Here is a 17320-nt window from a genome sequence, read left to right on the forward strand (position 1 = left end):
GAGCATCCTACTTAATGTAAGTGCTCCCTGTGAAATCCAAACGAATGCTTTAATCTGCTGGGAATGCTTTTGGTGGAGGTGCATATTTAGATGCATCTGCGGCTTTGTCTGTAGTCGCCACAGACTGTAGCGGGTAGATCACGGTACCTATCACACCTGTATTTTGGATGGAACCATGATCTGAGTTTGCAGCATAGGCATCTTCAGGTCGACTAAAGGTAAAAGATGCCACCGCAGAGTCACTCTTACGGAAGCCTTCAATAATCAACTCCCCCTGTGGACGAAGCACATAACCTGAATTGCTACGTGATGCTGCACGTCCATCAATAACATCTAAACCATCGACACTGGCAACCACTTCAAATGTGCTATTGCTATGGTTTTGGTATTTGAGTTGATAACTTTGTCCATCTTTGCCAGATAAATAATACTGCTGACCATCTCGAAATAAAGGCAGTGGACGCTGTGCATCATCTACAATCGAAAAACTGATTTTTCCAGCGGCCAATGACAGACTGTTCACGGCTTTCCCAACGTATTTTTTGCTGGCATAGCGAACTTGTGATTCAGCAATTGGACTACTGGATAAACGTTTTAAATTGACTTCCGTGACGTTTGAACTAATCTCATCGCCCCACTTGGTGCCTAATTTTTCACTTTTAGCGACGTGAGCATTTTGAACCGTAGATTCCGCACTCATCTCACTCATTTTGGTATTTGTGCTACTACAAGCTGCTACAAATAAACTCAAAAGCAGGGAGATAAATAAATAGAGTTTTTTCATTTTGGCTTCATCCTAAATGCAATTTTTATCGTTGTCAGGAAATCATTTTTCATGGTTCATCTGTCTAATCTATAGACGATTCAATCCATGAGTTTAAATTAAGCCTATTTTTTCAGCAGCCTATTAGTTTTATATAATTGTAAGTTAAGCGCTTCTCACTGCCTTTAAGCACAAGAAGCCCTATTTAGGCTTAATGCTGTGAATAATCTCTCGCTCCGAACAAGGCGGTTCCAACGCGAACCATAGTCGACCCAGCTGCAATCGCATCAACCATATCGCCTGACATACCCATACTTAAGGTATCCCAATCTTCAGGGTGAACATGCAGCTCTTTCACTTGGTCAAATAACACTTTCGCGGCCTTAAAGGCTTGAGTATTGTTCGGTGCAGGAATCACCATCAAACCACGTAGTTTGATATGAGGTAACTGACTGATACTTCTTACCAACTCAGCAACCTCATCAGGTTGGCAGCCATCTTTGCTGTCTTGACCATCGATATTGACCTGTAGACAAAGATTTAATGGTGGTTGTGTTATCAGACGTTGCGCCGATAAACGCTCTGCAATAATTAAACGATCAACTCCATGCACCCATGCAAACTGTTCAGCCAAATGTTTGGTTTTATTGCGTTGTACATGCCCAATAAAATGCCATTCAATCCCTAAGTCTTGTAGCGCCTCTATCTTCTGCAAAGCCTCTTGTAGGTAGTTCTCACCAAAGGCGCGTTGACCACAAGCGTACATGTCTCGTAACACTTCGCTCGGATGTGTTTTAGAAACCGCCAAAAGTTCTACAGACTCCACGTCACGCCCTGAAATTTCGCAGGCCTGTTGAATTTGGGATAACACGTATTGACGTGAATTTTGCAAGATATTCATTGACGAGGGTCTCATTTCGGTCATCTTTTTTGCTTTGCCTTTCAACAAACTGTTGGTTAAGTTGATTGAAAGCCTTATTATTCTATCAAAATAATTAGCATTTAAATGAACTCGGGGAAATAATGGATATCACAGAATTGCTAGCCTTTTCGGCTAAGAACGGGGCATCAGATTTACACTTATCTGCAGGTATGCCACCGATGATTCGTGTCGATGGTGAAGTTCGTCGTATCAATTTACCAGCTTTAGAACACAAAGAAGTGCATAAACTGGTCTATGACATCATGAATGACAAACAACGTCGTGATTTCGAAGAAAAATTAGAAACGGACTTTTCCTTTGAAGTGCCAAGCATTGCTCGCTTTCGTGTGAACGCATTCAACCAAAACCGTGGTGCAGGTGCAGTATTCCGTACCATTCCGTCTAAAGTCCTGACCATGGAAGACTTAGGTTTAGGACAAACCTTCAAAGAGTTGTGTGAATTGCCACGTGGTTTGGTTTTGGTGACAGGACCCACCGGTTCTGGTAAATCTACCACGTTGGCGGCAATGATCGATTATATTAACGATAACCGCTATGACCATATCTTAACGGTTGAAGACCCAATCGAATTTGTACACCAGTCAAAAAAATGCTTGATCAACCAACGTGAAGTGCACCGTGATACACATGGTTTTAACGAAGCACTGCGTTCAGCACTACGTGAAGACCCCGATATTATCCTCGTGGGTGAGATGCGTGACCTTGAAACTATTCGTTTGGCGCTCACAGCAGCAGAAACGGGTCACTTGGTCTTCGGTACACTACATACCACCTCTGCGGCAAAAACCATTGACCGTGTGATTGACGTATTCCCTGCTGAAGAAAAAGACATGGTTCGTGCCATGTTGTCTGAATCGCTACAAGCCGTGATTTCTCAAACCTTACTCAAGAAAAATGGCGGTGGCCGTGTTGCCGCGCATGAAATCATGATTGGTATTCCTGCCATTCGTAACTTAATTCGTGAAAACAAAGTGGCACAGATGTATTCTGCTATTCAGACTGGTGCAAACTACGGTATGACCACACTGGATCAAAGTCTGAAAAACTTGGTCACCAAAGGGGTGATCAGTCCACAGACTGCGCGTACAGCTGCCAAGCAACCTGAAACCTTCTTATAAGAAAACAATGGATTTGGGGTATAGATATGGATTTTAACGACTTACTCAATTATATGATTCAACAAAAAGCGTCGGATTTATTTATCACCGCTGATGTTGAACCCTCCATGAAAATTAACGGTCAAATTGTGCCTGTGGCTAAGGGTAAGCTGACGGGTGATGTCGCGGGGCAACTGCTCAACTCGATTATGAGTGACAAGCAGCGTAAAGAATTTGCAGACACACGTGAGTGCAACTTCGCGATTATGAATCGGGATAAAACTGCACGTTTTCGTGTCAGTGCCTTTCAACAGCGTGATATGCCAGGTATGGTTTTGCGTCGAATTGAGACGCAAATTCCAACAATGGATGAGTTAAAACTCCCGCCTGTACTCAAAGAGTTGGCCATGACCAAACGTGGCATCATCATCTTTGTGGGTGCAACAGGTACGGGTAAATCGACCTCTTTAGCTTCGATCATTGGTTACCGTAACCAAAACTCAAAAGGTCATATCATTACCATTGAAGACCCAATTGAATTTATTCATGAGCATGCAGGCTGTATCATTACCCAGCGTGAAGTGGGCATTGATACGGACTCTTTTGAAATCGCACTGAAAAACACCTTACGTCAGGCACCCGATGTAATTCTGATTGGTGAGATTCGTTCCCGTGAAACCATGGATTATGCGATTGCCTTTGCTGAAACAGGTCACTTGGTATTTGCAACGCTGCACGCCAACAACGCCAACCAAGCCATTGACCGTATTATTCACTTCTTTGAAGCAGACCGTCATAGCCAATTGTTTATGGACTTGTCTTTAAACCTTAAAGCGATGGTTGCTCAGCAGTTAATTCCAACACCTGACGGTAATTCACGTCGCGCTGCAATTGAGATTTTGATTAACTCACCGTTAATTTCCGATTTGATCCGTAAAGGTGAAATCCACGAAATTAAAGACCTGATGAAGCGTTCTCGTGAACTCGGTATGCAAACCTTTGACCAAGCCTTATTCGATTTGTACAAAGCCAAGCAGATTACCTATAAAGATGCGCTGAAACACGCCGACTCTCCAAACGACTTACGCTTACAAATCAAGTTGTCTGAAGAAGGCGGTGATCGTCTATTGCATGCCAGTGCAAACATCACGTTTGACGGACAAGCTTAAGCATTCCTTTAAACAATAAAAAAGGGCTTCTCATGAAGCCCTTTTTTAGATCTAAGTTATTACTTTTTACGAAGTGCTTCTTGGCACTCTGCAGCATCACAATAACCGTATAGGTTGAGTGAGTGACCTGTTAAAGTAAAGCCATGCTTTTCAGCAACTTCATGCTGCTCATGCTCAATCACTTCGTTGCTAAACTCAACCACTTTGTTGCAATTTTGACAAACGATATGATCATGGTGATCGTCTTGCATGATTTCGAAAACAGAATGGTTATTTTCAAAGTGATGGCGCTGAATAATGCCCGCTGCTTCAAACTGCGTTAACACGCGGTAAACAGTTGCTAAACCGACATCTTCACCTTGTTCAAGTAAAGTCTTATAAATATCTTCCGCACTTAAATGGTGTTGCTTTGAATTTTCTAGTAGTTCTAATATTTTAATTCGTGGAAGTGTAACTTTAAGTCCAGCTTTGCGTAGATCTTGATTTGAAATTGGCATGTAAAAAGGTCTCTCAACAAATTTAAAGTTAGAATATGCAACAAAGTGTAGATGCAGTATGATCTATCCGTGGCTCAATTGCATCATAATTAATTTGGGATAGTGTAGCAAAATGCAAAAAATCATGTTGGCGTTATTCGTCACTTCACTGCTCGCAGGCTGTTCGACCTTGGGCGTTTATAAAGTTGATATTCCTCAAGGTACGCCATTAACTCAAGCACAAGCGTCAAAAATACAAGTTGGCATGAGCCATCAACAAGTTCGCTTTTTGCTTGGCAGCCCGACAGTTTCAGATCCAATGAATCCGCTACGTTGGGACTACATCTACAATTATACCCCAGGAACGTATGCTAAAAAAGCCAAGATTCCTGCTGCACAAGGTCAACACCTGAAAGTCTATTTCGACCCAAAGGGTATTGTCCAAAAAATTGAAGGCTTAGAAACCATTCCTGCATCTCAGCCGGGCTTACCAGCATCGAAAGAAGCGATTCTAAACGCGCCCCCACTATAAAGCCTTATTCTAAAAAAGAAACCCCTCAACTGAGGGGTTTTTCATATCATTTCGATTGTTTTAAGCGATTGCCTTTTGCAAAGCGCCCCACAGGATTATTTTGTGCACGTATCCTTCTAATATCTTTAGGATTAATACTCAAAGGTCGGTAAATTTCAACACGATCCCCTGCCTGTAAAACCTGTTGAAGGTCTTTCAATCGGACACCAAAGATGCCCAATTGTAAAGGCTCAGGCAATTCAACCTGCGAGCCTATGCCACTCAGCTGAATCGCATCCTGTGCCGTCATTCCCTCAGAAAACGGCACACTGATATGGAACTGCTGGTCTGCTGTTGCATAAGCAACCCAGACTTGTTGAAGCATGCGCATTAGATCAGTTTTCCAAGTACGGCTACAATGGCCAATACGATAGAAACGGGTAATACCACACGCACAGCTATGCGCCAAATATTATAAAAAGCTTCATTACTAAAGTTCATCGACTTACGTAAATGGCTAATTTTCATAATCCAACCCGCAAAAATGGCATAAATCAAACAAATCACTAAGCCCCACAGCATCAGTAAGATGTTAAAGATCGGGCCAGTGGCTGGAATTAACCACACCAACGTTGCAGCCAGCAATACGAGCCACTGAATCACAATATTTAACTGGCGCTGAGCCAACTGCTCACGTGCCATCTGTAACAGCACGGCTGCCGCTACAACTGCAGTTAAGGCAATCGCATACGCAGGTAATGCCGCTTGGACTGCAAAAAATGCAAAAGCAACCACCGCCAAAATTTGTGCAATCCAAATCGGTAAAACAGTCTTGCTTGCAGCATCTTGCTGTTGAACTTGTGCCAAACTGTTCTGCCAGTACAGGCCGAGTCCTAAACCGCTTGCCACCAAAGCCAATACCGTTGCACTGCCCCATTCTGAAAATTCAACCGGCGTCACTTGCCACTCAGCGGTTCCTGTACCAGAGAGGTTTGCAAGCACTAAGGAGATCAGCACACCAACCGCCGTTAACGCTAAGGTCAACAGACGTGGGGCAAAGGACAACGCGATGGCAACCACGGCCAAAGTAATAAAGATCACGGACGATGTCATATCGGCCAGTGCATATTGATTTAATAATTGCGCAGCATTAGACAACATGCCGCCCGCTAAAAAAGGAATAAAGACGACAGCAAGCCATCCAACAAGACGCCACGTCTGAGAAGCATCGGCATCACGCGTCAAACTCAACAAAGCATTCAATGCCGTGGTTTTTGAACGCTTGGCTAAGGCAATTTCTAAGTAACACACAGGTAAAGCCAAGATCACCATGGTCACTAACCAAAGTAACCAAAAGTCGAGCTGACGTTCAACCTGAATTCCCACCAAGGGTGCAAGTGTGGCAATGATAATAAATGATAAACAAAATGCCATCAGCGGCGATAACCATCGTGACAGAGCATTGTCTTGCATGATGCGTTCCTTCAATAAGTCTTGCGCTATTTTGCCTTGCTCGCTTATGAAAATCAAAAACAAAAAGCAAACCATCAAAACTGATGATTTGCTGCGCTAAATATAATTAAAATTTATTGTTTTTATCCCTCGTTTGGCTCACTTATGAAAAGAAACGAGCAAACCAATTTTTTCCTTTTTTCTTTTCTTTTTCTTTGATGATGCCCATCATATTTTCTTTTACGGCACCGACATAATCTGCATCATCGTGCTGGATATGATTAATCAGCCATTTCGACAACACTTCATGCAGTTCAGCTTCGATTGAATGACCCAACTCAAAACGATCACGATAAGATTCAATTTTTTTAATAAATAAATCATGTACACGTTTGTGCGGTACACGATATTTATAACCCGCTTCTTCTTGGAGAGACTCTTCAAAAGTAAAGTGAGACTGTGTGTAATCAATAATATTTTCTAAAATCTGTTTCACGCGTTCACGGTCAGTATTGACATCAATCGCATCAATTTCATTGATATAATCGAGAATACGACGGTGTTGATCGTCAATCACATCGATACCAGTATTATATTCTGGAACCCACTTCATTATCATTCCGACCACCCAATAAAAATTAATAGATTAATTACATGAATTAATCATATCGATTAGAATTAAAAATAAAAGTGAATCAAATTGGTTGGTTTTATACTATTTTCATTAAATTAAACTTAAGTATTTATTTTAAATAAGTAAATAAATTTAAATCCGACCAAAAGAATCAGTTATTATTTAATCAATTTTATTATTTTATAAGTATGTACCAAAATAAAAGCATGTTTTATATTATTATCAACATGCTTTCATATTCTAATCATTTTGAAATAAATTAATATTTATCTGCTTTAGTAACGCGTTTTAAAGAGGGATCTTTAGCTTCTCGGATTAAACGTTCCACATGGGTCATTTGGTGGCGGATCGCTTTGCCATATTGAAATAAAATCATTTCACCGGGTGCAAAGGCTGTCCACGCTTCATTTTGAGTCAACGGTTCCGTAGTAATCACGGCCACGCGGTCCTCAGCGGTAGTGACTTGACTAAAATCAACTTCAACATCAATGTCGATCAGCTGCGCAGGTTTAAATGGGTACTCACGCACCAACCAATGCAGTTTGGTAATGGCATAACTAAACAGGGCTTGTCCATTCGATAAACAGAAATTGAACGTGCCATGCTCTGCAATTCGTGGAGAAACATCAGTTAATAAATCAAAAACTTGATCTAGACTTGGCTCGGTATAGCCAAACTTATTCACCAGTTGGTCCAGTAAATAGCAAAATGCACGTTCGCTGTCGGTATTACCAACTGGCGTAAAGCGTCCTGACAGTACAGGATTAAAGTCATGCAAATCGCCATTATGCGCAAAAATCCACTGTCGTCCCCATAACTCACGACTAAATGGATGTGAGTTTTCTAAGTTAATTTTTCCCTGTGTCGCTTTGCGGATATGTGCAATCACATTGCGTGATTTGATCGGATAATTACGAATTAATTCAGCAATCGGCGATTCAACTGCAGATTGATTGTCAACGAATAAACGGCAGGCTTTATCCTCAAAAAAAGCAATCCCGAAACCGTCACAGTGATCTGAAGTAATCCCCGCGCGCTGTGAAAAGCCTCGAAATGAAAAGGTAATATCAGTCGGTGTTGCACAGTTCATTCCGAGCAGTTGGCACATAATCTTGATCTTATTTAAACATATTTATTTATGATAGTTTTATTGTGCATGAGTCCTGACTGGCTTGCAATTCACAATGCTTCATAACCCGAACACATTCACGCATAAAACTATTTTTATAAAATGCATAGGCCTAAAAAAAGCCTCCGAGGAGGCTTTTCAAAATATTTAGTGCCTATTACTGCGATTGGTAATTAATGTACCGACACCATGATCGGTGAAAATCTCCAACAGCGTTGCATGTGGCACACGACCATCCACAATATGTGCACTCACCACACCACCTTTCACCGCATCTAAAGCACACCCCACTTTCGGAATCATCCCGCCGTAGATCACGCCCGTTTCAATGAGACGGTCAACTTCTTGGGTGGTTAGACCCGTAAGTAGGTTTTTATTTTCATCTAAAACACCTGAAATATTGGTCAACAAAATCAGCTTTTCAGCACCGAGGGCTTCAGCCACTTTTCCAGCCACTAAATCTGCGTTGATGTTATAGGTGTTACCCTCTTCATCCACACCTAAAGGTGCAATCACAGGAATAAAATCACCACTGGTAAACATTTCCAATACATCAGTTTTAACACTGGTCACTTCACCGACTAGGCCAAGATCAATTTTTTGTACTGTGCCATCTTCCGCAGTTTTTTCCATCAGTAACTTTTGTGCACGCAGCAAGTTACCATCTTTACCCGTTAAACCAATGGCACGACCGCCATGTTGGTTAATCAAGTTCACGATGGATTTATTCACACTACCACCCAACACCATTTCAACCACTTCCATGGTCGCTGGATCGGTCACACGCATGCCATCAATACGATCCGACTCACGCCCCAATTGCTTTAAAAACGAATCCACTTGTGGACCGCCGCCATGCACCACGATTGGATTTAAACCGACGGTTTTTAACAAAACGATGTCACGTGCAAACGAGCTCTCAAGCTCAGGATCGGTCATTGCATTGCCACCATATTTCACTACTAGCGTTTTTCCAGCAAAACGTTGAATATACGGCAAAGCTTCAGTCAGGACTTGTGCTTTGTCGAGGCCAGTATGTTGATGTGGCATGTGCCTCTCCTTAATGGGCGTCTAATAGGTCTTGTGCAATCTGCGGATAATCTGCCGTCAGCATGTGCACAAAGTTATGGCGAATTTGATGGAGCCGCTGATCACTGTCCGCGTCGAAACGTACGGTAAAATACTCACCTGTATTCGATGCTCGAATAATGCCAAATCCATCCTCAAAATCAAGTCTTACGCCATCAATTTTACTCATTTCCGCTTGAAAGTGCTGACTTTGTTTTTCCACATTCGCTAAAACCAGCGCGGGTGAAATCTGATGGGTGCTGATATAAATATCCTCTGTACTGGCACGTTCTGGGTAGTCTGCCAGTGCTTCCGACAAAGTACATTGCTTCAAGCTTAAGTATTCCAGCACACGTAGTGCGGCATATAAACCATCGTCATAACCCAAACCACGACCATCATTAAACACATAATGCCCTGCATATTCACCGCCAAATACTGCATGCCCTTCTGATTGCGCCAAATATTTCCGCAAAAAAGAACTGCCTGTGCGAATCATTTTTGGAATGCCCTGATGGGCCAGTACTGTATTTCGAACCATGGTGGAACATTTCACATCAAAAACCACTTCATGTGCTGGATGATCAGCCAAACACATGTGCGCAAACAAGGACAATAAACGGTCTGCTGAAATGATTACGCCCTTTTCATCAATCAATACAACACGGTCACCATCACCATCAAAGGCAATACCGATATCGGCATGCTGCTGTTGCACGGCGTTTCGTAGCAGATCTAGATGTTTGGCGTGAGATGGATCGGGGGCATGTTCAGGAAATTCACCATTGGCCTCACAGCGTAAAGCATGCACCTCACAGCCGAGTTTCTTTAAGACCAAAACGGCACAACGTCCCGCTGAACCGTATAAACCATCCACCACGACTTTATAGGGTCGAGGTTGAGGCATGAGCTGTATATCATTGAGCAATGCCGCCTGATAAGCCAGACAATATTCAGGCACGATCTGATGTGGCAACGTTTGCCAGTTCATCTCTGCATGGCTGTCAAAATATTCATTTGCATCGCGTGCCACCTGTTGGATTACCTCAGGTAAAGGGGGCTCACCCAGCATAATCCATTTGACCCCATTATCCGACTTTGGATTGTGGCTGGCTGTCACCATAATGCCGTTGCCATCAAACTGACGTGCCGTGTAATACAACACAGGACTAGCACAACATCCGATGATTTGCGCATCTAAGCCCTGTTTAAGACATTCTTTGTAAATAATTTCTGCAAAAGCAGGACTGCTTTGTCTAGCATCATAACCAATGGCTAAACGAGTCTGCCCAGTCTTTAAATATTGAGTTGCGAGCGCTTGTGCAATGGCACGAATCAGCTCAGCACTCATAACATCCAATTTGCCACGGATGTCATAGGCACGAAAAATATGTGCAGGAAATTTTGGCTGAAAATCCATAGGTCTAACTTCTAATTTATTCAGATCAACAGCTCTTTCAGCTGTCCTTGTTGTTATGCTTAACGCTGGGTTTAATTTTACTAAGGATTCAAAAAAGAGTTGTAACTTTTTATGAACTAAAAATGATCATTCAGCATTAAAACAACAAAGCCTCTTTCAAGGAGAGGCTTTGTTGTTTTACTTTATCACTGAGAGATTAGTTTTGACCAGTATGTCCGAAACCACCTGCACCACGTTCTGTCGCTTCAAATTCATTCACAATATCGAACTGGGCTTGAATCACAGGTACGAGTACATACTGTGCAAGACGTTCACCTGGCTCTAAACTGAAAGCTGTTTGGCTACGGTTCCAAACCGACACCATCAATTCACCTTGATAGTCCGAATCAATTAAACCCACCAAGTTACCCAAAACAATGCCGTGCTTATGACCTAGGCCTGAACGCGGTAAAATTAAACCAGCAAAGTGTGGGTCTTCAATATAAATAGATAAACCTGTTTTGACCAAAACAGTTTGTCCCGGTTCGATGACGGTCGCAGCATCGACACATGCACGAAGGTCTAAGCCTGCTGAACCCGTTGTCGCATAGGTTGGCATTGGCCATTCATTGCCTAAACGTGAATCCAACACTTTAACCTGAACTTTCATTCTCTTTTTCCTAGTACAATAAATTTCTAAAATAAAAAAATATTTAGCGCTTAATCAATGCACGTAAATTATCTAAATAATGCTGCGCTTGTAATTTCGGATCGACATTGCCCGCCAGTTTCTTTTTACGCCCCAGCCATTCCAACTCATCTTGCGGCAACTCATCCAAGAAACGACTTGGTGTCATTTGCTTCATTTGACCGCCCGCCTTACGTTGTTCTGCAAGCGTGATGGTTAAACCCTGACGCGCACGGGTAATGCCCACGTACATCAGGCGACGCTCTTCCTCAACCGTATCTGCGGCAATCGAGTTTTTATGCGGCAGTAACTCTTCCTCAAGACCGATCAGATAGACATATGGAAACTCAAGCCCTTTGGATGCATGCAGCGTGAGCAGGTTTACTTTGTCAGTGTCTTCTTCTTCTTGCTGCTGCTCTAACATATCCAGCAACACCATTTTACGAATTACACTTTCAATGTTTTTCTCATCAACATCTTCAGCACGGTTAATCAAACTTTGAATACTGCTATACAACACTTCAATATTATCCAGCTTGGTTTTTTCTTGCGCAGGCGTCGCCGCAGACTCTTTGACATAGTCGATATAACCCGCTTCAACCATCATCTTGCGAATAATCGGTACAGGTTCATCATCCTCAAGCAACTCACGGGTAAAGGTGGTAATGAAGTCTGCAAACTCCGCTAACTGCGTGGTGGCTTTTTTAGGAATCACCATGGTGAGACGCTGATCACCCGCCGCAGAGAGCAAAGACAAATGATTTTCTTGTGCAAACAGACCCAGCTTTTCTAAAGTCACAGGCCCAATGGCACGTTTAGGTGTATTGATAATCCGTAAAAATGCACTGTCATCTTCAGGATTAATAATGACGCGCAAATAGCTCATCACGTCTTTGATTTCAGCTCGTCCGAAGAACGACTGACCACCTGATAATTTGTACGGAATCTGCATTTGACGCAGTTGTGTTTCCAGTGCACGTGCTTGAAAATTACCCCGATACAAAATGGCGTAATCTTTCCAATTTTTACCATTCATCAGTTTATGCGTAATTAAGTCTTTTACTACACGTTCTGACTCATCGTCATCATTGCGGCACGTAATCACTCGAATTACTTCACCATGACCTTTATCTGACCACAGTTTTTTATCAAAAATATGTGGATTGTTACCAATCACGGTATTGGCCGCTTTTAAAATACGACTGGTCGAACGATAGTTCTGTTCGAGTTTAATCACTTTTAAATTGTGAAAATCTTCATTGAGCAAAGCCATGTTTTCAGGCTTGGCACCACGCCATGCGTAGATCGATTGGTCATCATCACCCACCGCAGTGAACTGTCCCATCACCCCGACTAGCAATTTCACCAAAATATACTGTGCGGTGTTGGTGTCTTGATACTCATCGACCAATAAATAGCGAATACGGTTTTGCCAGCGCTCACGTACTTCTGCATTTTCTTGTAAAAGACGTGTCGGCATCACAATTAGGTCATCAAAATCGACCGCATTATAGGCACGTAAATTACGTTCATATAATTGATACAAGTGCGCAAACTGAACATCTTCTGCGGTTTCACAGGTGGTGTGTGCTTGCTCAGGTGGAATCAGATCGTTTTTCCAATCTGAAATCATCTTCATGGCTTTGGCAATCAGTTCTTTACTTTCCGCACCGGATAAATTGTCACGGTGCATCAAGTCCATCAAAATACGCTTACAGTCGTCTGCATCTAAAATAGAAAAATTATTTTTTAATGGTGTGTGTTTCAGCTCTAAACGCAGCATGTTTAGGCCAAAGGTGTGGAAGGTCGAGACTGAAAGCCCTTTTGCCTCTTCACGTGACAGCAGCTTGGTGACACGTTCTTTCATTTCGCGTGCTGCTTTGTTGGTAAACGTCATCGCGGTAATACGATAAGCAGGAATGCCGCAGTGTTTCACCAAGTAGGCAATCTTACGGGTAATCACCGAAGTTTTACCTGAACCAGCCCCTGCAAGTACTAACAAGGGTCCTTGAGTGTATTTCATGGCTTCAAGTTGCTTGTCATTTAATTGACTTGCCAGTGACATAGTCTTTCCTCTATTTCATTCCGAGCTCGATTATAGTCATCTCCGCTACAGATGCATAATGCAAATTCATATTTTAACAGTCATAAAAAAAACCACCCGAAGGTGGTTTTTCAGTCTTCAATAAAAATTATTGAATTGCGTAGATGCTGATTTCTACACGACGGTTTTGCTCACGGCCTTCAGCAGTCGCGTTAGACGCGATTGGGTTTGCTGAACCTTGACCTTGTGCATTAATACGTGTTGTAGAAACACCTTGAGATGCCAAGTAGCTTGCTACAGATTGCGCACGCGCTTGAGACAGAGGAATGTTGATTGAATCATTACCTGTGCTGTCTGTATAACCTGTTACAAGAATACCGCTCTTGTTATCTTCAGTTAAGGTTTGCGCAACTTTGTTTAAAGTTGAATAGAAGTTCGGCTTGATGTTTGATTTGTTGGTATCAAAAGTAATGTTACCCGGCATGATTAAGCCTACAGAGCCATCTGGATTACGGTTAACTTCTACACCAGTCCCCGCCATTTGTTGGCGAAGTTTCTTCTCTTTGTTGTCAAGGTAAACACCAGTTGAACCACCGACAACTGCGCCAATCGCTGCAGCACGGTTGTTTTGACGGCTAGTATTTGCGTTTCCTTTAGAAATACCATAACCCGCAGCAGCACCAATTAAGGTTCCTAATGCAGCTTTATCGTATTCTACACCACCAATGTTATTACCAGTGCTTTGACAACCTGTAAGAACCATTGCCCCAACGACTGCGGAAATTGCTAGTGCACGCATCGCATGCCTCCTTCTTTGTGTGTTTTGTTTATAGAACGAATATTGTCGTAAAACGATGATCTAGACCATTGATTTTTTGTTAATAATAAAGCTTTTATTTACAATATGTAATAAAAAATTTCCTTTTCAAGGCTTTCTTCGTCACAATTTCTACACAGTTAATGTTTGGTGCTTTTCTATTTGATCATCCCGTACTATATTGACCTTTAGAAAATAGAACGAGTTGCGAAACGCATTATATTTTAGGGTTTATTTTTATGTCATCGCCAAACCAAAAACAACCTTTATTAAAAAAAATCACACGTGGTTTAACTGTTGGTTCAGTCATTACAGGAAGTACTTTTTTTCACGGCCCACCCGTACTGGCACTTGGTCTCACAAAACTGTTTAAACAATCAAAAAAAGTAGATGAAACCAATATTCAAATTACCAACAGCTGGCTAGGAGTGAACAATTATTTAATTGATCATATTTTACCTGATACCCAATGGGATATTTCAGTCGATGAAGATCTTGAGCTAAGTATGCAAGGTCGTTATCTGATGACTTGTAACCACCAAAGTTGGGTCGATACCACAGTCAATCAGTACTTCGGCTTAACCCGTATGCCCCTCACTCGCTTCTTTACCAAGTGGGAACTTATTTTTATTCCATTTGTCGGACAAGCCTTTAAAATTCTAGGTTTTCCAATGATGAAAAGGCATAGTAAAGAACAAATTGCGAAAAATCCTGCATTAAAAACACGCGATATGATTGAAGCGCGCAAGTCTTGTGAACAATTACTGAGTCAACCATTTACCCTATTAAATTATTTGGAAGGTACACGCTTTACCCAAGAAAAACATGACCAGCAACAATCCCCTTATCAACATTTGCTCAAACCCAAAGCAGGCGGTTTAGCTTTGGCCTTAGGGATTTTGGGTAAGGAGATTGATGCGTTGGTAGACATGACCATTGTCTATCCCGATGGTGTGCCTGGCTATAGTGAATTTTGGCTCGGGGAAGTCCCACGGATTGCGGTCAATTTACGTAAAATTGATATTCCTGCATGGGTACTCGCTGGAAACTATGAAGACGATGCAGACTTTCGAGAAAAATTCCAACAGTGGGTCGATCAACTTTGGACTGAAAAAGACCAGTTGATTGAAAAAATGAAAGCCAAATACTCAACCTCCAATTTAACCGAGTAAGGGTCTATGCATGATGCAGAATAACCAAGTCAAAAAGTCTAAATATCATCAGGTTGATCCACAAAGTTTGTATTTCAAACTGTTTTTGATCTATGACATTTTTATGGTGTTTCTCATCATTTTTAACTTGTTTTGTTTGTGTGCTAATTTTTTTATCATGAGCAATATCGGTGGATGGTTTTTCCATGCCATTCACCTAGAAAGTGTCTTAAGCTTCTATCGTGAGCATTTGCATCCGTGGGTCATCACCACAGAAGCTTGGTTTATTCTGTTCTTGATTACTGAATTATTGGTGCGTTGGGGCATTGCCATCGTGTATCGACACCATCGTCGCTGGTTTTTCTTTCCCTTTATTCATTGGTACGAAATTTTAGCAATTATCCCTCATTTACGCTTTTTAAGATTATTCCGCGCGGGAGTGATTGCTTTTCGACTGCATGAATTAGGCTATAACGTGATTCCTGAGTCGGTACAAGCCAAAGCCAAATTTTACTACCGCGTGGTGATGGAAGAGCTCTCTGACCGCGTCGTGATTACTGTATTGGATGGAGTGAAGCACGAATTAAATACCAGTTCGACCCATAAAAAAATTATCCATGATCTGGTCGATCATCATCGTGCTTTATTTGCACAGGCATTGGCTGAAATTTTACAAGAATCTCTCGCCACTGAACTGAAACAGCGACAGTATTTCATTGCCCAAAATGTCGGTCTGATTGTCAATCGTGCGATTGAAGATACCCCTGAACTCACCCAATTACTACGTTTAATACCAATTGTGGGGGGAAGAATTGAACAACAAATTCAAAGTATCGGACAAAGACTCGGTGAAAACATCACACAAGGTTTACTGGAACCAATGGTAACTGGAAATTCTGCACAGCCCAATGCTACCTATCGCTTGATAGCTGAAAAAGTCAGTGATTTAAAAATCGATAATCAGTCTTTGGAACAGTTGGTTGAGTCTGTTGTCTATGAAAGCTTAGATGCCATTCGCAAGCAAGTTAAGGTGAAACAGTGGTTAGAAGAGCTTGAAAAAGATGATCAAGCCAAAGAATAAGCATTAAGGTAAAAATATTACAAACGCAGCTAGTGCAATCCTTCATTTTGTTCTAGGATTTGCTCTATTTACAACATCACTTCTTTAGTAAAAAATAAATCTGAGAAGTCTTAAGGAAAAATTATGGCTGATATCCGGATAACTGGCAGAATGGTCAATGCGATTCGCATTACCCTTGACACCAATGATCATGATGCAATCCGACAGCAATTAAGTAAAACATTACAAAATGCATCGACTGCTGGGGCGTTAGTTGTTCTGGAAAGTAGCGTTGAGCAAGAATTAATTTCCTTGATTCAATTATTGCTGGATCTAGATGTACAGCCAATGGCAGTACAAGAAGGAATTTTGGCGGAACAAGCCCGTGCCATTCAATTCCCCGTGATTCCTGCGCAAGGACATGGTATTAGCTCGCAACTTCAAGAAGTCAAAGCAACCAAAGAGCAAGTGGTTGAAGCCCCTGCTCCTGCTGCGACAGCTTCTATCAATGCACCCGTTGCGGCAGTACCTGTCATTCGCCATGCAACTTCATACCATGACGAAATTTTACGTACGGGTCAGTGCTTGGTTCAAAATCAAGGCGATATCATTATTACCGCAGGCATTAACAGTGGTTCGGAAGTGATTGCTTCAGGAAATATACATATTTATGGTAGTGCTCGTGGTAGAGTCATTGCCGGCGCGGGCGGAAACAGCGCTGCACGCATCTTCTGTCATGCTTTAGAAGCTGAATTGGTTTCAATTGCAGGGACCTATTGTGTTGCAGATGATATTCCAGCGCAGCATTTAAAACGCCCAACACATATTTACTTAAATGATCAACAAGAGCTTGTATTTGAAGCGCTTGAATTTTAATCTATAAATAAACACCAAAAGCCCCAAATGATAAATAAGGGGA

18 protein-coding genes are annotated in these 17320 nt (G+C 41.9%); 6 read left to right on the top strand and 12 right to left on the bottom strand.

All coding sequences use genetic code 11. The features are described 5' to 3' along the window. Positions 1-49 precede the first annotated feature (49 nt). Both ACF8FD_RS07590 and ACF8FD_RS07595 read right to left on the bottom strand, forming a co-directional pair. Positions 50-784, bottom strand: a complete 735-nt coding sequence (locus ACF8FD_RS07590; protein ID WP_392453307.1) for a hypothetical protein — start codon at positions 782-784, stop codon at positions 50-52. 190 nt (positions 785-974) lie between these two features. Next, a complete protein-coding gene (locus ACF8FD_RS07595; protein ID WP_281963918.1) occupies positions 975-1664 on the bottom strand; it encodes a YggS family pyridoxal phosphate-dependent enzyme in 690 nt (229 codons plus the stop codon). A gap of 122 nt (positions 1665-1786) precedes the next feature. Here ACF8FD_RS07595 and ACF8FD_RS07600 point away from each other — a divergent pair, with 122 nt between their 5' ends. Together ACF8FD_RS07600 and ACF8FD_RS07605 are read left to right on the top strand one after the other, a co-directional pair. Then, on the top strand, positions 1787-2824 hold the full coding sequence (locus tag ACF8FD_RS07600; RefSeq protein ID WP_004694862.1) for a type IV pilus twitching motility protein PilT: 1038 nt from the start codon (positions 1787-1789) through the stop codon (positions 2822-2824). A 26-nt stretch (positions 2825-2850) separates the two neighbouring features. Further along, a complete protein-coding gene (locus ACF8FD_RS07605; RefSeq protein WP_004984301.1) occupies positions 2851-3972 on the top strand; it encodes a PilT/PilU family type 4a pilus ATPase in 1122 nt (373 codons plus the stop codon). 59 nt (positions 3973-4031) lie between these two features. Here the strand turns inward: ACF8FD_RS07605 and fur are convergent, their stop codons facing one another. After that, the gene (gene fur / locus ACF8FD_RS07610; protein ID WP_004694866.1) at positions 4032-4469 is read right to left on the bottom strand and encodes a ferric iron uptake transcriptional regulator; all 438 of its coding nucleotides are present in this window, start codon (positions 4467-4469) and stop codon (positions 4032-4034) included. A gap of 112 nt (positions 4470-4581) precedes the next feature. Between fur and ACF8FD_RS07615 the strand changes: the two genes are divergently transcribed. After that, complete coding sequence (locus tag ACF8FD_RS07615) at positions 4582-4980, top strand: outer membrane protein assembly factor BamE (RefSeq protein WP_392453308.1); 399 nt, start codon at positions 4582-4584, stop codon at positions 4978-4980. Between the two features lie 46 nt (positions 4981-5026). On the opposite strand, the gene ACF8FD_RS07620 is transcribed toward ACF8FD_RS07615, so the two are convergent. The 9 genes from ACF8FD_RS07620 to ACF8FD_RS07660 all read right to left on the bottom strand — a co-directional run bounded on the left by ACF8FD_RS07620 (position 5027) and on the right by ACF8FD_RS07660 (position 14172). Continuing rightward, a complete protein-coding gene (locus ACF8FD_RS07620) occupies positions 5027-5350 on the bottom strand; it encodes an RnfH family protein (protein WP_010326018.1) in 324 nt (107 codons plus the stop codon). Next, positions 5350-6432: a hypothetical protein gene (locus ACF8FD_RS07625; RefSeq protein WP_281963915.1), complete on the bottom strand. Its 1083-nt coding sequence runs from the start codon at positions 6430-6432 to the stop codon at positions 5350-5352. Before ACF8FD_RS07625 ends, ACF8FD_RS07620 begins: the two co-directional genes overlap by 1 nt. Before the next feature lie 142 nt (positions 6433-6574). Continuing rightward, the gene (locus ACF8FD_RS07630) at positions 6575-7030 is read right to left on the bottom strand and encodes a bacteriohemerythrin (RefSeq protein WP_005400160.1); all 456 of its coding nucleotides are present in this window, start codon (positions 7028-7030) and stop codon (positions 6575-6577) included. 274 nt (positions 7031-7304) lie between these two features. Next, the gene (locus tag ACF8FD_RS07635) at positions 7305-8153 is read right to left on the bottom strand and encodes a class II glutamine amidotransferase (protein ID WP_281963914.1); all 849 of its coding nucleotides are present in this window, start codon (positions 8151-8153) and stop codon (positions 7305-7307) included. Positions 8154-8321: 168 nt separating this feature from the next. Next, complete coding sequence (argB, locus tag ACF8FD_RS07640; protein ID WP_058869034.1) at positions 8322-9224, bottom strand: acetylglutamate kinase; 903 nt, start codon at positions 9222-9224, stop codon at positions 8322-8324. Positions 9225-9234: 10 nt separating this feature from the next. After that, entirely contained in the window at positions 9235-10662 is a 1428-nt protein-coding gene (locus ACF8FD_RS07645; protein WP_392453309.1) for a phosphomannomutase/phosphoglucomutase, read from the bottom strand. Positions 10663-10858: 196 nt separating this feature from the next. Further along, positions 10859-11311: a dUTP diphosphatase gene (dut, locus tag ACF8FD_RS07650; RefSeq protein ID WP_004694889.1), complete on the bottom strand. Its 453-nt coding sequence runs from the start codon at positions 11309-11311 to the stop codon at positions 10859-10861. Between the two features lie 43 nt (positions 11312-11354). Next, positions 11355-13394, bottom strand: coding sequence for a UvrD-helicase domain-containing protein (locus ACF8FD_RS07655; protein WP_004694892.1), 2040 nt, complete (start codon positions 13392-13394; stop codon positions 11355-11357). 127 nt (positions 13395-13521) lie between these two features. After that, on the bottom strand, positions 13522-14172 hold the full coding sequence (locus ACF8FD_RS07660) for an OmpA family protein (RefSeq protein ID WP_110974843.1): 651 nt from the start codon (positions 14170-14172) through the stop codon (positions 13522-13524). A 257-nt stretch (positions 14173-14429) separates the two neighbouring features. On the opposite strand from ACF8FD_RS07660, the gene ACF8FD_RS07665 reads away from it, so the two are divergent. The 3 genes from ACF8FD_RS07665 (at position 14430) to minC (ending at position 17277) form a co-directional block, all read left to right on the top strand. After that, on the top strand, positions 14430-15362 hold the full coding sequence (locus tag ACF8FD_RS07665) for an acyltransferase (RefSeq protein WP_392453310.1): 933 nt from the start codon (positions 14430-14432) through the stop codon (positions 15360-15362). A gap of 10 nt (positions 15363-15372) precedes the next feature. Continuing rightward, positions 15373-16422, top strand: coding sequence for a hypothetical protein (locus tag ACF8FD_RS07670; RefSeq protein ID WP_078426384.1), 1050 nt, complete (start codon positions 15373-15375; stop codon positions 16420-16422). A gap of 123 nt (positions 16423-16545) precedes the next feature. Then, positions 16546-17277: a septum site-determining protein MinC gene (gene minC, locus ACF8FD_RS07675; protein ID WP_287167037.1), complete on the top strand. Its 732-nt coding sequence runs from the start codon at positions 16546-16548 to the stop codon at positions 17275-17277. The last annotated feature ends 43 nt before the right edge of the window (positions 17278-17320 follow it).

This window comes from Acinetobacter sp. TYF_19 (assembly GCF_043105125.1).
Classification (GTDB): Bacteria; Pseudomonadota; Gammaproteobacteria; order Pseudomonadales; family Moraxellaceae; genus Acinetobacter; species Acinetobacter johnsonii.